At 42.0% G+C, this 17788-nt stretch carries 14 protein-coding genes; 7 read left to right on the top strand and 7 right to left on the bottom strand.

Annotated features, from left to right (window positions below):
- Positions 1–224: 224 nt before the first annotated feature.
- The 4 genes from NBH14_RS15515 to NBH14_RS15530 all read right to left on the bottom strand — a co-directional run bounded on the left by NBH14_RS15515 (position 225) and on the right by NBH14_RS15530 (position 4032).
- Positions 225–1115, bottom strand: coding sequence for a helix-turn-helix domain-containing protein (locus NBH14_RS15515; RefSeq protein ID WP_186960511.1), 891 nt, complete (start codon positions 1113–1115; stop codon positions 225–227).
- A gap of 123 nt (positions 1116–1238) precedes the next feature.
- Positions 1239–2399, bottom strand: coding sequence for a thioredoxin-like domain-containing protein (locus tag NBH14_RS15520; RefSeq protein WP_186960510.1), 1161 nt, complete (start codon positions 2397–2399; stop codon positions 1239–1241).
- Positions 2400–2432: 33 nt separating this feature from the next.
- Positions 2433–3059 carry an NUDIX hydrolase N-terminal domain-containing protein gene (locus NBH14_RS15525; protein ID WP_186960509.1) on the bottom strand — a complete coding sequence of 209 codons (627 nt, stop codon included), beginning with the start codon at positions 3057–3059 and terminating at the stop codon, positions 2433–2435.
- Positions 3060–3093: 34 nt separating this feature from the next.
- Positions 3094–4032: a helix-turn-helix domain-containing protein gene (locus NBH14_RS15530; RefSeq protein ID WP_186960508.1), complete on the bottom strand. Its 939-nt coding sequence runs from the start codon at positions 4030–4032 to the stop codon at positions 3094–3096.
- 205 nt (positions 4033–4237) lie between these two features.
- Between NBH14_RS15530 and NBH14_RS15535 the strand changes: the two genes are divergently transcribed.
- The gene (locus NBH14_RS15535; protein ID WP_186960507.1) at positions 4238–6478 is read left to right on the top strand and encodes a TonB-dependent receptor domain-containing protein; all 2241 of its coding nucleotides are present in this window, start codon (positions 4238–4240) and stop codon (positions 6476–6478) included.
- 39 nt (positions 6479–6517) lie between these two features.
- Positions 6518–8854, top strand: coding sequence for an ATP-dependent helicase (locus NBH14_RS15540; protein ID WP_186960506.1), 2337 nt, complete (start codon positions 6518–6520; stop codon positions 8852–8854).
- 4 nt (positions 8855–8858) lie between these two features.
- Here NBH14_RS15540 and NBH14_RS15545 read toward each other — a convergent pair whose 3' ends face one another.
- The 3 genes from NBH14_RS15545 to NBH14_RS15555 all read right to left on the bottom strand — a co-directional run bounded on the left by NBH14_RS15545 (position 8859) and on the right by NBH14_RS15555 (position 12271).
- Complete coding sequence (locus NBH14_RS15545; RefSeq protein ID WP_186960505.1) at positions 8859–10322, bottom strand: TlpA family protein disulfide reductase; 1464 nt, start codon at positions 10320–10322, stop codon at positions 8859–8861.
- A gap of 238 nt (positions 10323–10560) precedes the next feature.
- Positions 10561–11895, bottom strand: coding sequence for a M56 family metallopeptidase (locus NBH14_RS15550; protein WP_186960504.1), 1335 nt, complete (start codon positions 11893–11895; stop codon positions 10561–10563).
- Positions 11896–11911: 16 nt separating this feature from the next.
- Positions 11912–12271 (bottom strand): BlaI/MecI/CopY family transcriptional regulator, encoded by a 360-nt coding sequence (locus NBH14_RS15555; RefSeq protein ID WP_186960503.1) that lies wholly within the window; start codon positions 12269–12271, stop codon positions 11912–11914.
- A 200-nt stretch (positions 12272–12471) separates the two neighbouring features.
- Between NBH14_RS15555 and nspC the strand changes: the two genes are divergently transcribed.
- From nspC to NBH14_RS15580, 5 genes are all read left to right on the top strand, one after another.
- Positions 12472–13611, top strand: a complete 1140-nt coding sequence (gene nspC / locus NBH14_RS15560; RefSeq protein ID WP_186960502.1) for a carboxynorspermidine decarboxylase — start codon at positions 12472–12474, stop codon at positions 13609–13611.
- Between the two features lie 135 nt (positions 13612–13746).
- On the top strand, positions 13747–14700 hold the full coding sequence (gene ftsY, locus NBH14_RS15565; RefSeq protein ID WP_007656544.1) for a signal recognition particle-docking protein FtsY: 954 nt from the start codon (positions 13747–13749) through the stop codon (positions 14698–14700).
- A 137-nt stretch (positions 14701–14837) separates the two neighbouring features.
- Positions 14838–16136 (top strand): 30S ribosomal protein S12 methylthiotransferase RimO, encoded by a 1299-nt coding sequence (gene rimO / locus NBH14_RS15570; RefSeq protein ID WP_186960501.1) that lies wholly within the window; start codon positions 14838–14840, stop codon positions 16134–16136.
- A 20-nt stretch (positions 16137–16156) separates the two neighbouring features.
- The gene (locus NBH14_RS15575; protein WP_007656546.1) at positions 16157–16504 is read left to right on the top strand and encodes an HU family DNA-binding protein; all 348 of its coding nucleotides are present in this window, start codon (positions 16157–16159) and stop codon (positions 16502–16504) included.
- On the top strand, positions 16497–17744 hold the full coding sequence (locus NBH14_RS15580; RefSeq protein WP_186960500.1) for an HU family DNA-binding protein: 1248 nt from the start codon (positions 16497–16499) through the stop codon (positions 17742–17744). The genes NBH14_RS15575 and NBH14_RS15580 overlap by 8 nt, the downstream gene beginning before the upstream one ends.
- Positions 17745–17788: the final 44 nt, after the last annotated feature.

The following is a 17788-nucleotide window of genomic DNA, read 5'->3' on the forward strand; positions in this document are numbered from 1 at the left end:
GCACCCCTACAGGGTGCCTCAGAAAGAGAAGGATTCAAGGGAACCCAGGGTTCTAACCCTGGGCTAGTTTGTTACAGGCTTACAGCCTGAAGGCACCGTCACTAATTGGTTCATCCCATAATTAGCAGATAACTCAATTATTTCTAAAGATTGAACGTCTCTGAATCCGGATAACAAGTTAAATCATACGATAATTGGCGTGTCAGGGAGGTATATATAATGTATCAGTTGGGATGCCTGTATTCGTTGGGTGAACATCCGGCTATTTTGGTAAATAACCGGGTAAAATACTGGACTGAAGAATAGCCTAGTTCGTCAGCAATCTGGTTGACGGTTTTGTCGGTTGTCTGAAGCCGTTGCCGGGCGATTTCGATACGTTTGAACTGTATGTGTTCCTTTATGTTTTTCCCCGTTTCATATTTCAGCAAATCCGTGAAGTAGGAAGGTGACAGCTGAAGTAAATCCGCACAATATTCAGCCGAAGGCAAACCATTGCGTTTCACCCGGTCTGCTTCGAAATATTCATTCAGTATCTTCTCAAATTTGGTGAGAAGTTTCTTGTTGGCTTCGCAACGGGTGATAAACTGGCGTTCGTTGAAACGTGTACAATAATCCAGCAGCAACTCGATATATTTTGTTATCAGCGTTTTGCTGTGGCAATCTATGGCATGCTGTAACTCTTCACGGATATTATCGAAACATTCCGATACTTTCTGTTTCTCACGTGCCGAGATATGGAGGGCTTCATTTTTGTGATAAGAAAAGAATGAGTAATCCTGTATATTCTGTCCCAACGAAGTGCAACCGATAAGGTCCGGATGAAATGCCAGCATCCTGCCTTTCTGCGGTAATAAGCAGTTATCCATTGCAATGGTCTCTCCCGGTGTGAGGAACAGGAGCGTACCGTCAGAATAGTCATAATATTGACGTCCGTACAGGAAATCCCCGCACCGGCATTCCCTTAACAGGACGGCATAAAAGCCTAACTTGATGTTTTGCTGCGTCAGGTTGCTGTCGGATAAGTCGATGACGCTGACCAGAGGATGCAATGTCTTGCTGCCCATGTAGCAGTTACATTGGTGAACCGTTCCTATTTTTATCGTTTTACTTTCCAAAGTCGTAAGTATTTGAACAGTAACAAAGATACAAAGAGATTTATATCTAAAAACAGGGACATGTAATTAGGGTAACAATATCCGTAATATTGGTACAACTTTCATTCTGACGGCAAGTTTAGCTTAGTTTCCTGTTAATGCATATAACTTGTTTATCTCATTTTCTTCCCATAAATTGAATGGTTCGAAATTGCCGTCGGGATATACTAATAGGGTATGTGGAATGTGAGGTACATAATATTTGCCACGTACTCCGGCTATATCCTGGTAGGCTAGCAGGCTTCTCCAGGGTAATTCCTCTTTCTTCACAAATTCCTGCCATTGTTTGATTGTTTTCTTTTCATCTATAGATATGGTTACGAAATCTACTTTATCTTTCAATTTCTGATAAATTTCTTTCTGGACAGGAAGTTGCTTATGGCAAGGTTGGCACCAGGAAGCAGAAAAGATGATGACCGTACATCGTGTAGAGTCTTTTATGATTGGAGTGCTTTCTTCCGTTAAAGCATCGGGCAGACTGATGTTTTCGAATTTTGCAGTCAGATATTTCTCAACGGCTTCTCCCCAGATTGTACCTTTATATTTATCTGAGAAATTAGTATAAATGGTCTGAACATCTTTCTTGTCCTTATATTGACTCAGATGGTTGGCGAATTGGGAGATCAGGTATTTTGAATCTGGATATTGTTTGGCCAATAGGGTGTATCTGTTTACATATTCTTCATAGGTTGTATCGTTCTGACTCATGAAAAGGCTGTAAAAAGGGTCAATCAATCTGATATATGTTTCGGAATCTTCAACAGGTTCCACCGTAAATATCGTCTGGTTGATTTTTCCTATAACTGTGCTGTCTGTTCCTTCCGGAGTTTTGGCATTTAAGAAAATATTCTCTATTGTCTTGCAATCCTTATATGCCAGGGTGAAAAGGGATGATTCTTCATCGAGTGTCAGTTGATGCGTATAAAGGTCTTTTCCATTTATGGTTGCTATAAATGATGCTTTAAAGGTGGTATTTGTATTCCAGTCAAAAGGCTTGGGGAGTATCTCAAAAGACGCTGTCGTTTTATACAGGCTGTCCGGTATCTGAAATGTCCATGTAATGCTATCCGCTTTTTCCCCTTTTATAAAGAAAGGCTGAATCTCCGTGTTTCGGATGAACAAAGAATCATACTCTATACCTTTTGTTTGTATAGTCAATGACCTGTGCTTGTTATCGATGGTTCTATTGCATGATGCGGCGAACATTGTTACAAACAAAATCCCTAATAAATACTTTGTCTTCATGGTTTTACGTTTTATGATTGATATTCGTGGTTTTCAGTCAAACTGTACCACCCAGTCTTTATCCCGGTAGGCGGCAAAGCACATTTCTATCTGTTCCTTATTATTCTTTTCTTCGGCTAGCGGGGGAATTTCATTGAGGCTGAAATAACCGCTTTCTATCGTTTCTATGTTGGGCTGAAAATCTCCGCCTTTGGCTTCACAGAGGACAAAAACTTTGCAGACATTATAAGCATAGGGAGGCAGATTATGCAGGTTCCGGTCCTGTACCGCTATAATCCGGGTTGCTTCGACGTCTAAGCCGGCTTCTTCTTTTACCTCTTTTATCGTGTTCGACTTTATGGTCTGGTTAACGTCCACCCAACCTCCGGGTAACGACCAGGTACCGTTTTTTTCTTTGACCAGCAATATCCTGTTGTCTTTAAAGATGGCGGCTCTTGTGTCCAGCTTAGGTGTTTGGAAACCTTCTTCGTTGCAAAACAAGTCCTTTACTTTCTCCAGAGGCAAACCGGTTTGCCGGCTGACTATTTCGGCCGATATTTCCCTGATGCGTTCAAACCGTTCGATATCAAAAGCATCTTTTGAATATGTTAACCCCGCTTGTGCGATAAATTGTAGTTCCTTGGCCCATTCAAGCCATTCCGGTTGCTGATTTTTGTTCATAATTATTCTTTTACGTGTAAAAGTTTCTCCGTGTTCAGGCAGTCTGGGTATAGGCCTCTGTTACCGGTTCTTTGATTTCCAGCTGGTAAGCCCGTCCGCGGTCTGTCGTTATTTTGAGGTTGCTGTTTTCTTCGATAAGCGGGCGGAGGCGGCGTATCAGGGTGTTCAGCGTTTCGTCGGCATTCTCCTTGCCGGGCCATAGGGCTTCACAAATATCAGTGCGTGCTAATATATGGGAAGAGGTAAGATAGAACATTTCCATTATTTTATATTGCTGCGGGGTTAACCGTAGTTTTTCTTGGTCTTCTTTATAGAAACAAGCCTTGTCGCATGAGAAAGTAAGATTTCCGAAAGCGATAAGTTTTTCTTTTTGTGCAGGAGCTTCAGCCTGCTTGCGCCGCATTAAAAACCACGAAAAACAACCTGCCAGGAGGGCAAGCAACAGGAGCAGGAGGGGAACCTTCTTGTCTGTCAGCGCCAGGACGTCGGAGGCTGAATAGTTTACATATCCCTGAAAAGAGATTCCCAAATCTTCCTGGGATGATTCGGGGAGGTTCAGATTTGCACTTAACCAGATAACGGTATCGCTTGCCAGGTAATTCTTAGTCTGGTCTTTTCCCGGCGTTGCGTCTGTTACCGGTTTATCTATGGCTTTCTTGTTTTTTACATGTACGATGATGCCGCTTTTATCTTTTAATTGCTCGAACTTCAATGCTTCGGCAAAATCTTTGTTATAACTTTCGATGGAAACGGGATTTCCGAAAACGGCGGACAGGCGTGAATAGGTTTTGAGCGTATCCTGATTCATCCATAGCTCGGAATTTTGCATAATGGTCTGCTGCAATGCCTGGTTCAGGTCCGAAACGATTGCTTTCTGTGCCTCCGAGTAGTTGTGAAAGCCGAAACTGAATGATAGTACAAGCATACAAGCTGTAAAGAGTACCGATAGATTTGCTGCTAACCGTGTGTTCATCGTTTTTCTTTTATTAACGCCCGAAGGTAATAATTTATTGTAATCCTTGCTAACACAATCGTATCAATTTGCCTGAATCCTTTTAAATAACAGGATGTCATGGAAATGTCAGATAAATGTCAGACAGATGTAGGCTAATTATTTACGATGTCGTTCCGCCTCGCGTCTACTTTTGTCTTCCGGATAATTCAAACAATATAGTTATATGAAAAGAATAGTAAGTTTGGGTATGTTGATTTTGCTGGTCGGCTGTTTCAGGATGTATGGACAGGAGCAAAAAGAGGAAGTAAAGAGCAGTGCGACTGATTCGTTGGCTTACCAGCGGGAAATAGAACTTTCGGAAATAAGCGTTGTGGCCGTCAAGCCGCTGATAAAGGCGGAGGTGGACAAGATTGTCTATAATATAGCGGACGATGCGGATTCGAAAACAAATACATTGCTTGAAATGCTTCGTAAAGTCCCTTTTGTGACGGTCGACAGCGATGATAACATCAAAGTGAATGGTAGCAGCAGTTTTCGTATTTATATGAATGGCAAGCCTTCCGGCATACTGTCCAATAATCCGAAGGAAACATTGCGGAGCATTCCTGCCCATACCATCAAAAAAATAGAGGTGATAACCGACCCGGGAGCCAGATATGATGCGGAAGGCGTAAGCGGAATACTGAATGTGATAACCAAAGGCGCGGAGTTTGAAGGATACAGTGCAAATCTGAATACGACCTTAATGAGCCGGTTTCAGCTGGTCGGCGGATATACGACAATCAAGTATGGGAAATTCTCCCTTTCGGCCAATTATTCTTTCAGCCATTATATAAGCAAAATCAAGTCGGATTCGTATCGTGAGCAATTCAATAATCCGGATGAAACGTATTTAACCCAGCATTTTGACCTGCGCTCGAAAACCCCGGCACATTATGGCGGACTGGAAGCCAGCTTCGAAATCGATTCGTTGAATCTGATTACGCTTTCCGGCTTTCTGAACGACGGGCGTAACAAGACAACCTATTTCAATAGGTATGGAATGGAGAGCTCCGCGTATAATCCGGTTTATTCTTACGGAAACGATATCGATAACCACGACAATTGGGGATATAGTTCGGTTAAGGCAGACTATCAGCGGTCGTTTAAGCGGAATAAAAAAGAGATGCTGACCTTATCTTATCAATATGGATATTCTCCCAATAATATGAATAGTTTTTCAAAGATTACCGGTAAGGAGGGTGACTCGCCTTCGTTACAATACCTGGATAACTATAATCATCAATGGAATAAGGCCCGGGGGACCGAACATACGTTGCAACTGGATTATGTAAACCCGTTCACTCAAAAACATAGTGTGGAAGGTGGAATGAAATATATCCGCCGGAGTAATAGCAGCCGTGCAATCTCTGAAATAAAAAGCGGGGAGGAAGAAGCATGGCGGCCTTCCGGTTACCAGCCGTTTCTAACCTATGAACATCTGCAAAATATTATGGCAGCTTATGCCGGTTATACATTTAATAATAAGAAATGGGGATTGAACAGCGGTATCCGGATGGAACATACCTGGCAGGATGTCGATTATAAAGAGGGGCAAGGTCTTGATTTTGATTATCAGGCAACAGATTGGGTTCCTTCGCTTTCCGGTTCCTTTAAGATAAGCGACCATCAGAATTTGCGCCTGTCCTATAATCTCCGTTTACGGAGGCCGGGTATCAATTATCTGAATCCTTATGTCAAAATATCCGGAAGCAGCATCAGTTATGGCAATCCGGACCTGGAATCGGAAAAACATCATCGCATTACTTTGGCTTATAGTTATTTTGCATCCAAGTTTAACTTCCAGGCTTCTTTGCTTTATTCGACATCAAGCGGAGGCATTGGAAACTATCAGTTCCTGGATGAAAAGAATGTACTTAACTCTACTTATGGCAATATCGAAATGTCTAAAGGAGGAGGAATCAGTACTTACATCGGATATAATCCTTCTGCAAAAACAACGTTATCGGTTAATGCTTCCCTCTATTATCTGGATATGAGTCTGGCAAAGGAATATAAAGACTTGTTGCAGGGTTTGAGCAATAACGGGATTAACGGAGGGATATATACCAATTTCTCTCAAAAGTTCAATTACGGATGGCGGCTGGCCTTATCCGGAGGATGTGGAAAACAGGAGATTACGTTGGGATATTATCCGGAAATCTTTTATTATTATGGCACTTCCGTTTCCAAATCGTTTGGGGGAGAGAAGCTGACAGTTTCGCTTCGTGCCCAGAATTTCCTGCAACCTTATACAAAAACAACCAGTAAACAGGTTTATCCGGATTTTCATCTTAAACAAAATGTCCGTTATTATGATAATGCATTCGGTATAACAGTCAGTTACCGTTTCGGCGAACTGAAAGAGAGTGTCAGGAAAGCCTCCCGTAGTATAGCGAATGATGATTTAATGAAATCCGAATGAATAAAATTAGTACCTTTGTGTTCCTAAAAGAAAAGGTACGTGGAAGAATATCTGAATAAACTGAATGAAAGTCAGCGCGAAGCTGTGGAATATAACGAAGGTCCGTCATTGGTGATTGCCGGTGCCGGTTCGGGTAAGACCAGGGTGCTTACTTATAAGATTGCTTATCTGGTACATCTGGGGTTGGCACCTCAAAGTATCCTGGCACTGACTTTTACTAATAAGGCAGCCCGTGAAATGAAGGAACGTATCGCCGCCATTACTGGTGACCAGACGGCCCGCCGTCTGTGGATGGGGACGTTTCACTCTATCTTCTCACGTATCTTGCGTTATGAAGCGGAGCATATCGGGTATCCTTCCAACTTTACCATTTACGACACGACAGATTCGAAGAGCCTGCTGAAAGCTATCATTAAAGAGATGCAGCTGGACGATAAGGTATATCGTCTCGGCATGGTGCAAAGCCGTATCTCTAATGCCAAGAATGCGCTGGTTACCTGGAAAGCCTACGAACAAAGCAAGGAACTGATGCAGCATGACATAGATTCGAAAGTTCCTTTACTGCGTGAAATCTATAAACGGTATCAGAACCGTTGCCAGCAGGCCGGTGCCATGGACTTCGATGATTTGTTACTTCAGACAAATATCCTGTTCCGTGACCATCCGCAGGTGCTGGAGAAATACCGCAGTTTCTTCCAGTTCGTGTTGGTTGATGAGTATCAGGACACGAACTTTGCGCAGCACTTGATAGTCCAAAGACTTTGTGAGCAGCATCGCCGCATCTGTGTGGTAGGGGATGATGCACAAAGTATCTATTCTTTCCGTGGTGCCAATATTGACAATATCCTGCAATTCAAAAATCAGTATCCCGGATGCCGTATCTTTAAACTGGAGCGTAATTACCGTTCTACACAAAATATTGTAAATGCGGCAAATAGCTTGATTCATAAGAACAAGGAGCAGATTCATAAAAATGTCTATTCGGAAAAGGAGGAGGGTAGCAAAGTGCGTATCTCTGCTTCTTATTCGGATTATGAGGAAGGATATGCTGTTGCTTCTGCAATCAATGAGTTGCGGTTGCGCAAGGATTATGATTATGCGGACTTTGCCATCCTGTACCGGACGAATGCACAGTCGCGTATTCTGGAAGAGGCGCTCCGTAAAAGAGGTATTCCTTATAAAATATATGGCGGTTTGTCATTTTATCAGCGGAAGGAAATAAAAGATATCATTTCTTATCTGCGCCTGATTGTGAATCCTCATGACGAAGAAGCATTCAAGCGTGTTATCAATTATCCGTCGCGAGGCATCGGAGATACGACCGTCAATAAAGTGATAAGTGCAGCCACGGAAAATAACGTGAGTCTTTGGACGGTACTGAATGCTCCTATCGACTACGCCTTGCCTATCAATAGCGGGACAGCGAAGAAACTGACTGATTTCCGTGAGATGATTGAACGCTTCATAGAGCAGAACACCCGCTTGTCCGCCGAAGAAATGGCTGCAATAGTGGTCAAGGAGAGCGGGATTGTCAGTTCTCTTTTTCAGGACCGTTCGGTGGAAGGGATTAGTAAACAAGAGAACTTGCAGGAGTTATTGAAAGGTATTGCTGAGTTTTGTGAGTTGAGACGTGAAGAAGGAGTCGAGCAGGTCTCTCTGGCAGATTTCCTTTCGGAAGTATCCCTGCTGACCGACCAGGATAATGACAAAGACGAGCAGGCTAATAAAGTAACGATGATGACCGTACATGCCGCTAAGGGACTGGAATTTAAAAATGTGTTTGTTGTCGGTTTGGAAGAGGAGTTATTCCCATCATCTATGTCCAAGGATAATCCGCGTGCGGTAGAAGAGGAGCGTCGTTTGTTCTATGTAGCAATCACTCGTGCCGAAGAAAACTGTGTGCTGACTTATGCCAAAAGTCGTTTCCGGAACGGACAAAGCGCCATGTGTTCTCCCAGCCGTTTTCTGAAAGATATCGATGTGCGCTTCCTGGATGTTCCGGCGGATTCGTCGGCAGACACTTTTGCTGCTGCCCGCGAACGGTTCCAGCGTCCGGCATTTACTTCGCCTTTCCAGCAGCCACGTGTAGTGGAGAAGGAAGAACCTTCTTTTATCTCTCCTGTGGCACAGGCACTGCAACGTCAGCGTTTGACAAAAGTAGAAACAGCAACATCCATTCCGGCGTCGTCTTCTGCTCCTGCATCCGACCTTTCCGGTTTACGTGTCGGAGCAAAAGTACGTCACGACCGTTTTGGAGAAGGAGAAGTCATTGCTATCGAAGGCGATGGCGGAAATGCAAAAGCAACGGTAGCATTCACCCATTTCGGACAAAAACAGTTACTATTGAAGTTTGCCCGGTTGACGATTATCGGATAAACATTTACAATAAACTGTTTATTTTCTGTTTGGTTCGCGGATCACTGGGACGTACCACTGTCCCGTAATCCACAATGATCCCTTCCCGATTGAGTAACAGATAATGAGGGTAACCTTTTAATTCCAGTCGGTTCAATATTTTATAAAAAGAGTTCTCATCCGAAATGTCTGTTTGATACAGGCAATCGATACCTGGCTGTTGCAGATCCAGCCGTTTCACTAAATCTTCCCATGTCTTTTTGGGACCGCCGGCACAAATACTTACTATAACGACATCTTCCTGAGAATATTCTTTACGAAGTTTTTTAAGTGGTTCCATTTCTTTCAGGCAAGGGGGGCATGATGTAGTCCAAAAATCCAGGTAGATTACTTTTCCCTTATATTTGTCCAGTATTTCATAAATGGGTTTCATAAAATCTGTGTCGATCTTTGAGTTTGGCATATCAGAATAGTTCCCATAAAGCATATAATTGGATACGGTACGGGGATTTTTCAGAAAATCTTTTTTGTTTTGATAAGCCAGATGAAGCTCACAGTTTAAAACAGGAATATGCACAATTGAATCAAGCTGTTTTTGCCGACTGGAAAAAAGTGTTGTATCGTTACTTATTAACGATTGTGAGATTGATGCAGCATAAAGATATTGCCTGATATTCTTTCCAGTAGGGTAGGCTGCTATGATATCATCGAGGGTAGTCTTCTCTTTCTTCATCTTATATATTGGGTAAGAGATAAAAGAGTTAATGATCTCTGTCAGTTTGAATATATTTGACGGAATGATTTCCCCTTCGAAAAGAGAATCGGTCTTAACAAATATTTCCTGTTTGTTGTATCTGGAGATATCTTTATTTTGCCAGTTCCGGTTATTCAGGTAGCTTATTAGTGTGCAATAATAATCGATTTTCAGGAGTTTGTTTGTGTATTGCTGTATTTCTTCATCCGGTTTGTATTTTTCGAGAAACTCCTGTCTGCGTTCTTGTCGTAGTTGATATTCTTGTTGCAGTTCTGCATCAAAAGCCTCCGGTTCCAGATCTCCTCTGATCGAATAGTGTTCTATATAATAGCGTCCGCTCTGTACGAAAGTATTTATTTCCTGATTTCTTTTTTCTGCATCTCCAAAAATCTTCGGATTAAGTATATTTTTAAAGTCTATCTCCACATGCAAACTATCGCCTGGGCTGACTAATATATGGTCTGCAAACTTATTGATCTGTATATTCCGGAGTTTAGCGTAAGGAGAAAAATGAAATGAAAAACTACCGTCCTCTGCAATAGGAACAACATATTTCGTTTCCTGATCCCGGAAAAAAGGAACGATAAGTGTTAAGTCTTTTTCCTGCGGGTAAAAATCTCTGTTCAAAACTTTCCCGGTGATAAGAACTTCTTTCGAGTAATCTTCATATTCTTTGTCGGATGAATTACAACACAGACATAAAAAAGGAAGTAGAAGTAATAATAGTCGTTTCATGATATTCAGAATTACAGGATACTTATACAAGTAACAAATATACTATTTTATATCAAGTAAGAAAGTTTGAATCGAATAAAAAATCTATACCTTTGTAAGTATGAACAACTAATAAAAAAATATTCCCCTTTTTGAGAGGGCGGGGCATGTTATCTTTATTATCGCCTGGCAGCATTTTGAAGATTTCATGCCTTTTTTGTGTCTACTCAAAAAAGGGAATAAAATGTTAACTGGATGATTATTTCATTCTGAATGTTACCGGAACTGTATATTTGACTCTTACAATTTCCCCTTTGCTTTTTGCCGGTGTCCATTTAGGCATAGCTTTAACTATTCGTATAGCTTCTGCATCTAAAGAGGGAGATACACTACGTATTACTTCAACATTCGATATACTTCCGTCTTTTTCAACAATATAACTCAGTGTTACTCGTCCTTCTTCTTTCTTTTCAATAGCTTCAGCCGGATATTTTATACTACTGGCTAAATATTGCAATAGTTTATCCTGCCCACCTGGAAATTCAGGCATTACATCACAAACCGTATACACTTTGTCATCATCCGGAGGCAGTGGTGCTTCTTCTATCACTGTCGGGACAATTTCGGGAGTAGTTACAACAGCTGCAGCCTTAGGCTTTTCTGTTGTCTGGTTATTTACAATCCGGGCCATCACATCAATGTTATTGAACAATAACATAGCTGCTGCCATCGGAACAAGTGCCAGATACTTTACTTTTCCGACACCATTCGTTCTTTTTTTGTTTAACATAGTAATTCTCTTTTTTAATGGTAAGACACTGAAATTATTATATAGATTTGCTATAGCCGTATTGGAATGTTCCATCCCGATAAGATGATACTGGTATTCTTTTTTATTATAGCCTGCATACATAACTTCTTGATCTGCTAGATATTCCAGGTTTAATCCGATCTCTTTTTTAAAGAACCAGGCAAATGGATTGATCCAGCAGATAATAGAAACAAACTCCCCAACCAACACGTCAAAGGAATGTATTTGCCGAGCATGGGCAGTTTCATGCTGTAGAATTTCTGCCAGCATAAGTTTACTTTGTTTTTTGGCAGGAATAAATATCCATCTGAAGAAAGAATAGGGTTCCTCTGTTTCCGGAATTAGACAAACTTTAACACCGTTTATCCTGCTTTTCCGACTCTGCCGGTATGTTATGAATAAATTTGTTATTTCAGCAATGCTTCGGATGGTTAAAAGTAATACTCCCATTAAATAGACTATTATTAGTCCGGTCATTCCTGCCTTTCCCCAGTCCATATTAACTTCATAGGCTATTTTATCCGGGTTTGTAATCGCTTCAGTCGTCATCTCTTTGGGTAAGATCGTTGAATAGTAGGAGACCACTTCCGATATGGTCGGACGTGTCGATAGCCAACTACTGATGTCCGGCAGTTGATACAGAAAAGCGATCAGCAACATACCCAATAATGTTATCCGCCGTAGTCCGAAAAATGTGTCATTACGGAACAACAGCCGGTAACTGATATAAAGTAAAGCCAACGCCAGGTTTACTTTGATAAAATAGATAAATAGCGGCGTCATAACGGATCGGTTTTAATTATTCTTCATTTTCAATTAGATTCATCAGATCCTGAAGATCGTTTTTGGATAACTTACGGTCTTTTACAAAGAATGATACCATTTCTTTATAAGAACCTGTAAAGTAATTTCTAACAACGTTCGACATAAAAGTCCGTTTATATTCTGCTTCCTTTACCAATGGCGAAAACTCCGTGATCGTTCCGTACTTTTTGGGCCGTACATATTTTTTACGTTCCAGGTTACGCACAACGGATGCAACACTGGTATAAGGAGGGTGGGGTTCAGGTATTTCATTCAGGATATCCCGGATGAAACAGGGACCTAACTTCCATATATACAACATGATCTCTTCTTCTTGTGCTGTCAATCGTTCCATCTGTTTTTAATTTTCTGATTAATAGTCTACTATTTTTTAGCAAATCTACTTAATTTTAGTAGCAATCCTATGATAAGCCTTGTAAATATTGTTAAAGGGGGAAGAAAAACTATGTTGTAAATCTTCTTCAGGTCTATAAGGTGGGATATTATGAATATAAGATTATCTTTGTAGCTTGTTTAATAGAATAAAGAAACTAAATGATCGATTTCAACGTAATACCCTCTCCTTGTTATGTAATGGAAGAGAAGCTGCTTCGTAATAACCTGGCACTGATCAAAAGTGTGAAGGAGCGGGCAGGAGTGAATATAATCCTTGCATTTAAAGCATTTGCTTTATGGAAATCTTTTCCGATCGTTCGTGAGTATATACCTTATTCAACGGCCAGTTCGAAGTTTGAGGCACAATTGGCTTTTGAAGAAATGGGAAGTCCGGCACATACCTATTCGCCGGCTTATACGGAAGCGGATTTTCCTGCCATATTAAAATACAGCAGTCATGTAACCTTTAATTCCTTGTCTCAGTTCGAGCGTTTTTATCCGATGGTAAAGGCAGACGGGAATCGGGTATCGTGCGGTTTACGCATTAATCCGGAATATTCGGATGTGGAAACGGATTTGTACAATCCTTGTGCGCCCGGTTCGCGGATGGGCATTATAGCCGACCTGCTGGGTGAAAAGTTACCGGAAGGAGTGGAAGGATTGCATTTCCATACATTATGTGAATCGACTTCGTTCGATCTGGAAAAAACATTGGGAGAAGTGGAGAAGCGTTTCGGACGTTTTCTTCCGCATATAAAATGGTTGAATATGGGCGGCGGACATCTGATGACTCGCAAAGGATATGATACGGAGCATCTGATATCATTACTTCAGAGTTTTAAGGTTAAGCATCCTAATTTAGAGATTATTATGGAGCCAGGAAGTGCTTTTGCATGGCAAACGGGATTTCTCCTGACAACCGTTGTGGATATCGTTGAAAACCACGGAATAAAGACGGCTATAATTGACGCTTCGTTTACCTGCCACATGCCTGATTGCCTGGAGATGCCATATAAACCGGTTATCCGTAATGCAACAGATCCGGTAGAGGGAAAGCCTACTTACCGAATCGGCGGAAACAGTTGTCTGAGTGGTGATTATATGGGAGACTGGTCATTCGATGAACCGCTGAAGATAGGGGACAAGATCGTCTTTGAAGATATGATTCACTATACGATTGTCAAAACATCCATGTTCAACGGCATACCGCATCCGTCATTGGCTCTCTGGAGTAAGGATGATGAATTGGTGGTCTACAGAACATTCGGCTACGAAGACTATAAAGGAAGAAACGGTTAAGTTGCAACAAGCAAGTGACAGGGTTGTTTTTACGGAAAACAAATAACTTTCCACGGTCAACTGTCATCTGTCAACTAAAAAAGTTGTAACTTAGCAGCCTCATTCTAAGCAGAAATAAATTAAGCGAATTAATATATGGGTATTTTTAGCTTTTTCAGTAAAGAAAAAAAGGAAACTTTAGACAAAGGGTTATCTAAGACAAAAGAAAATGTTTTTTCTAAACTCACCAGGGCTATTGCCGGTAAGAGCAAGGTCGATGATGAAGTATTGGATAATCTGGAAGAGGTGCTTATAACTTCCGACGTCGGTGTAGATACGACGTTGAAGATCATTGAGCGTATCGAAAAGCGCGTAGCCCGGGATAAATATGTAACAACCCAGGAACTGACAACATTGTTGCGCGATGAAATCGCAACTCTGCTTACCGAAAACAATACGGAAGATGCCGAAAGCTTTACTGTGCCGGAAGATAAAAAGCCCTATGTAATTATGGTAGTCGGTGTGAACGGTGTCGGTAAGACTACTACGATCGGAAAGTTGGCTTACCAGTTCAAGAAAGCCGGAAAGAATGTCTATTTGGGAGCTGCCGATACATTCCGTGCCGCAGCGGTGGAACAGCTTGTCATCTGGAGTGAACGGGTAGGCGTGCCTATCGTAAAGCAAAAGATGGGTTCTGATCCGGCTTCCGTAGCGTTTGATACGCTTAGTTCAGCCAAGGCAAATGGAGCGGATGTCGTTATCATCGATACGGCCGGCCGTTTGCATAACAAGATAAACCTGATGAATGAGTTGACCAAGATTAAGAATGTGATGAAGAAGGTTATCCCTGATGCTCCTCACGAAGTTTTGTTGGTCCTGGACGGTTCGACAGGTCAGAATGCTTTTGAACAGGCAAAACAATTTACTGCTGCAACCGAAGTGAATGCCTTGGCTGTAACGAAACTGGACGGAACGGCTAAAGGTGGTGTAGTGATCGGTATTTCAGACCATTTTCGTATCCCGGTGAAGTATATCGGCCTGGGTGAAGGAATGGAAGATCTGCAGGTCTTTAATAAAAAGGAATTTGTCAATTCGCTATTTGGAGAATAATAATACCAGATAAGAGTAACTTTTCCCCTCTTGAGAGGGGGCAGGGGGTGTGTTAAAGCCTGTTTTTGGACAGAATTATAACATACCCCTTATCCCCTCTCAAGAGGGGAACTAGTTATTTCAGTCCGTAAAATAATATGAGGAAAAATAAAGTAGATATCATAACGCTTGGGTGTTCGAAGAATCTGGTTGATTCTGAACAGCTGATGCGTCAGTTTGTAGCTAACGGTTATACGGTGGAGCATGATCCGCATAAAATAAACGGGGAGATCGTTGTCGTTAATACTTGCGGTTTTATCGGTGATGCGCAGGAAGAATCGATAAACATGATTCTGGAACTGGGTGAAGCCAAGAAAAAAGGAAAGATCGGCCAGTTGTATGTAATGGGATGTCTCACCGAACGTTTTCTGGAGGAAATGAAACAGGAATTGCCGGAGGTAGACCGCTTTTACGGTAAATTCAACTGGAAGCAACTTCTTACTGATATCGGTAAATCGTATCATCGTGAACTGGCTTCCGACCGTGTATTGACCACCCCGAAACATTATGCCTTTCTGAAAATAGCGGAGGGGTGTAACCGAACTTGTTCCTATTGTGCCATTCCTATCAGTACCGGACATTACCAGTCCCTTCCGATGGAGCAGATAGAAGAAGAGGTCCGTTTGCTTGTGGCACAGGGTGTAAAAGAATTTCAGGTGATCGCCCAGGATTTGACTTATTACGGAAAAGATATATATAAAAGGTACGCGTTGCCGGAACTGGTCGAACGTATTTCTGATATCCCCGGAGTGGAATGGATTCGTTTGCATTATGCTTATCCTACCCATTTCCCTTATGATTTGTTGCGGGTGATGCGTGAACGTGCAAATGTCTGCAAATATCTGGATATCGCTTTACAACATATCAGCGATCCGATGCTTACAAAAATGCGCCGCAATATCACGAAGGAAGAAACGTATGCTTTGCTGGAACGCATCCGTGAAGAAGTTCCGGGTATCCATATCCGTACAACCTTGATGGTGGGCCATCCGGGTGAAACGGAGCAGGATTTTGAAGAACTGGTCGAGTTTGTCAAAAAGGCACGTTTCGAACGTATGGGTGCTTTTGCCTATAGCCATGAAGAGGGTACCTATTCATTCAAAAATTATACGGATGATGTGGCCGACGAAGTCAAACAGGAACGTCTGGATTATCTCATGCGGATACAGGAAAGAATATCTGCCGGGGTGAATGAGTCGAAAGTGGGTCAAACTTTTAAAGTAATAATCGACCGGGAAGAGGAAGACGGCTATATCGGTCGTACCGAATTCGATTCTCCGGAGGTAGATCCTGAAGTGATTGTTTTTAAAGAGCACTCATTGAAACCGGGAGAGTTTTACAACGTAAATATCGAAGAATCACAGGCTTTCGACCTTTACGGAAAAGTGTTGCTTTGATATAAAAAGCATTAAGAAGTTTGTCTGTTTACAAAAAAATTACTAATATCGTGGCTGAATCTATAGATGAAGCAAGTATGAAAAACAAGGAACTGATTACAGAATTATCTGTAAAACTGGGATGGACGTCGAAAGAGGTAACAGAAATGTTGGCCGCTTTTGGGGCTGTGGTCGGTTCGAAACTGGCGGATAATGATGCTGTCTATTTACAGGGATTCGGGCTGTTTGAAGTCAAGAAGAAAGCGGAACGTATCTCTGTTAATCCTGCAAGTGGAAAACGTTATCTGGTCCCACCCAAACTGGTTCCTGTCTTTAAGCCGGGGGCGACCCTGAAATCCAAACTAAAAGAACTGAGCGACAATGAATAGTCGGCTGACAATACAAGATCTGGCCGGTTTACTGGCCGAGCGTACCGGAAAGGATAGGAATAGCGCCGAGCAATTCCTGAGAGAGTTTATTGCCATTGTATCACAGGGAGTTTTTACCGATAAAGTTGCTAAAATAAAGGGACTTGGTAGTTTTAAAATCGTTTTGGTAGAAAAACGGGAGAGTATCCATGTGAATACCGGTGAGCGTTTCCTGATACCTGCACATTATAAGTTTTCCTTCCTCCCTGATAAAGAATTACGTGAACTGGTAAATAAACCATTTTCTTTTTTTGAAACTACGGAATTGAACGAAGATGTTGACTTTACCGACCTGGACGTATCCAATACGGTGGAAGACAAAGAAGCGGAAGATGAATCTGTCGAAGAAATCCTTCAGGAAAGTGAAGAAGTGATCGTTGAAACACCGGAGCCATTGCAGCCGGCAGATGATGTCTGTGTTTCTGAAGAACTTCCGGAGGTTGAGCTGCCAGTCGAAGAACCCGCAGAAAATGAACCGGAAGAAGTAATCGAAGAATCGATAGTCCCGGACGAGTCCTCTCCTGCAGAAAATGATATTCCTGAGCAAACCAAACCAGAAAATATATCTTCAAACCAGTTAGAAGAAGAGACGAAGCAAGAACCTTCAGTTGCCAATTTTCCAAGCATGGACGGGTTTCAGATTGAAGACGAGAAGCCGACGGCTTCTCCCTGGATCAAAATACTGGTATCCGTCGGTGTTGTTGCCATCGTTGCAATAGTATGTATCATCCTGTATCTTAACCGGAGTTTATTCTTGGGATCTGATACGTCGAGATCGACTGTCCTGACAGGTATGTCGTTGCCGGGAACAGCTGTTGTTCCTGAGGATACGACCCGTATGGAAGAACCCGAAGTAACAGAAGCGGAACCTGAAACGGTGGAGGAGAAGGATACGGTTTCCGTCGAGTCCGTAGCACCGATAGTCGAGTCTGCGGCACAAACACCTAAAATACTGGCAAAAGTAAAAATAGAACCGGGAAGTCGTCTGACCTTGATCTCTCTTGAATATTATGGGAGTAAAATATTCTGGGTTTACCTGTATGAATATAATAAATCAGTCATTAAGGACCCGAACAATGTCCCCGTAGGTACTGAGATACAGGTGCCTGTACCGGAACTGTACGGAATAGACAAACATAGCCGTGCTTCCGTAGAGAAAGCTGCTGCACGTCAGACAGAAATATTGTCCGGAAAATTGTAACTAAAATCCACGATTTTAAGTAAAATAAAACAAAATAGTTCTCG

The sequence above is a fragment of the Parabacteroides caecihominis genome, from assembly GCF_023656785.1.
GTDB lineage: Bacteria > Bacteroidota > Bacteroidia > Bacteroidales > Tannerellaceae > Parabacteroides > Parabacteroides segnis.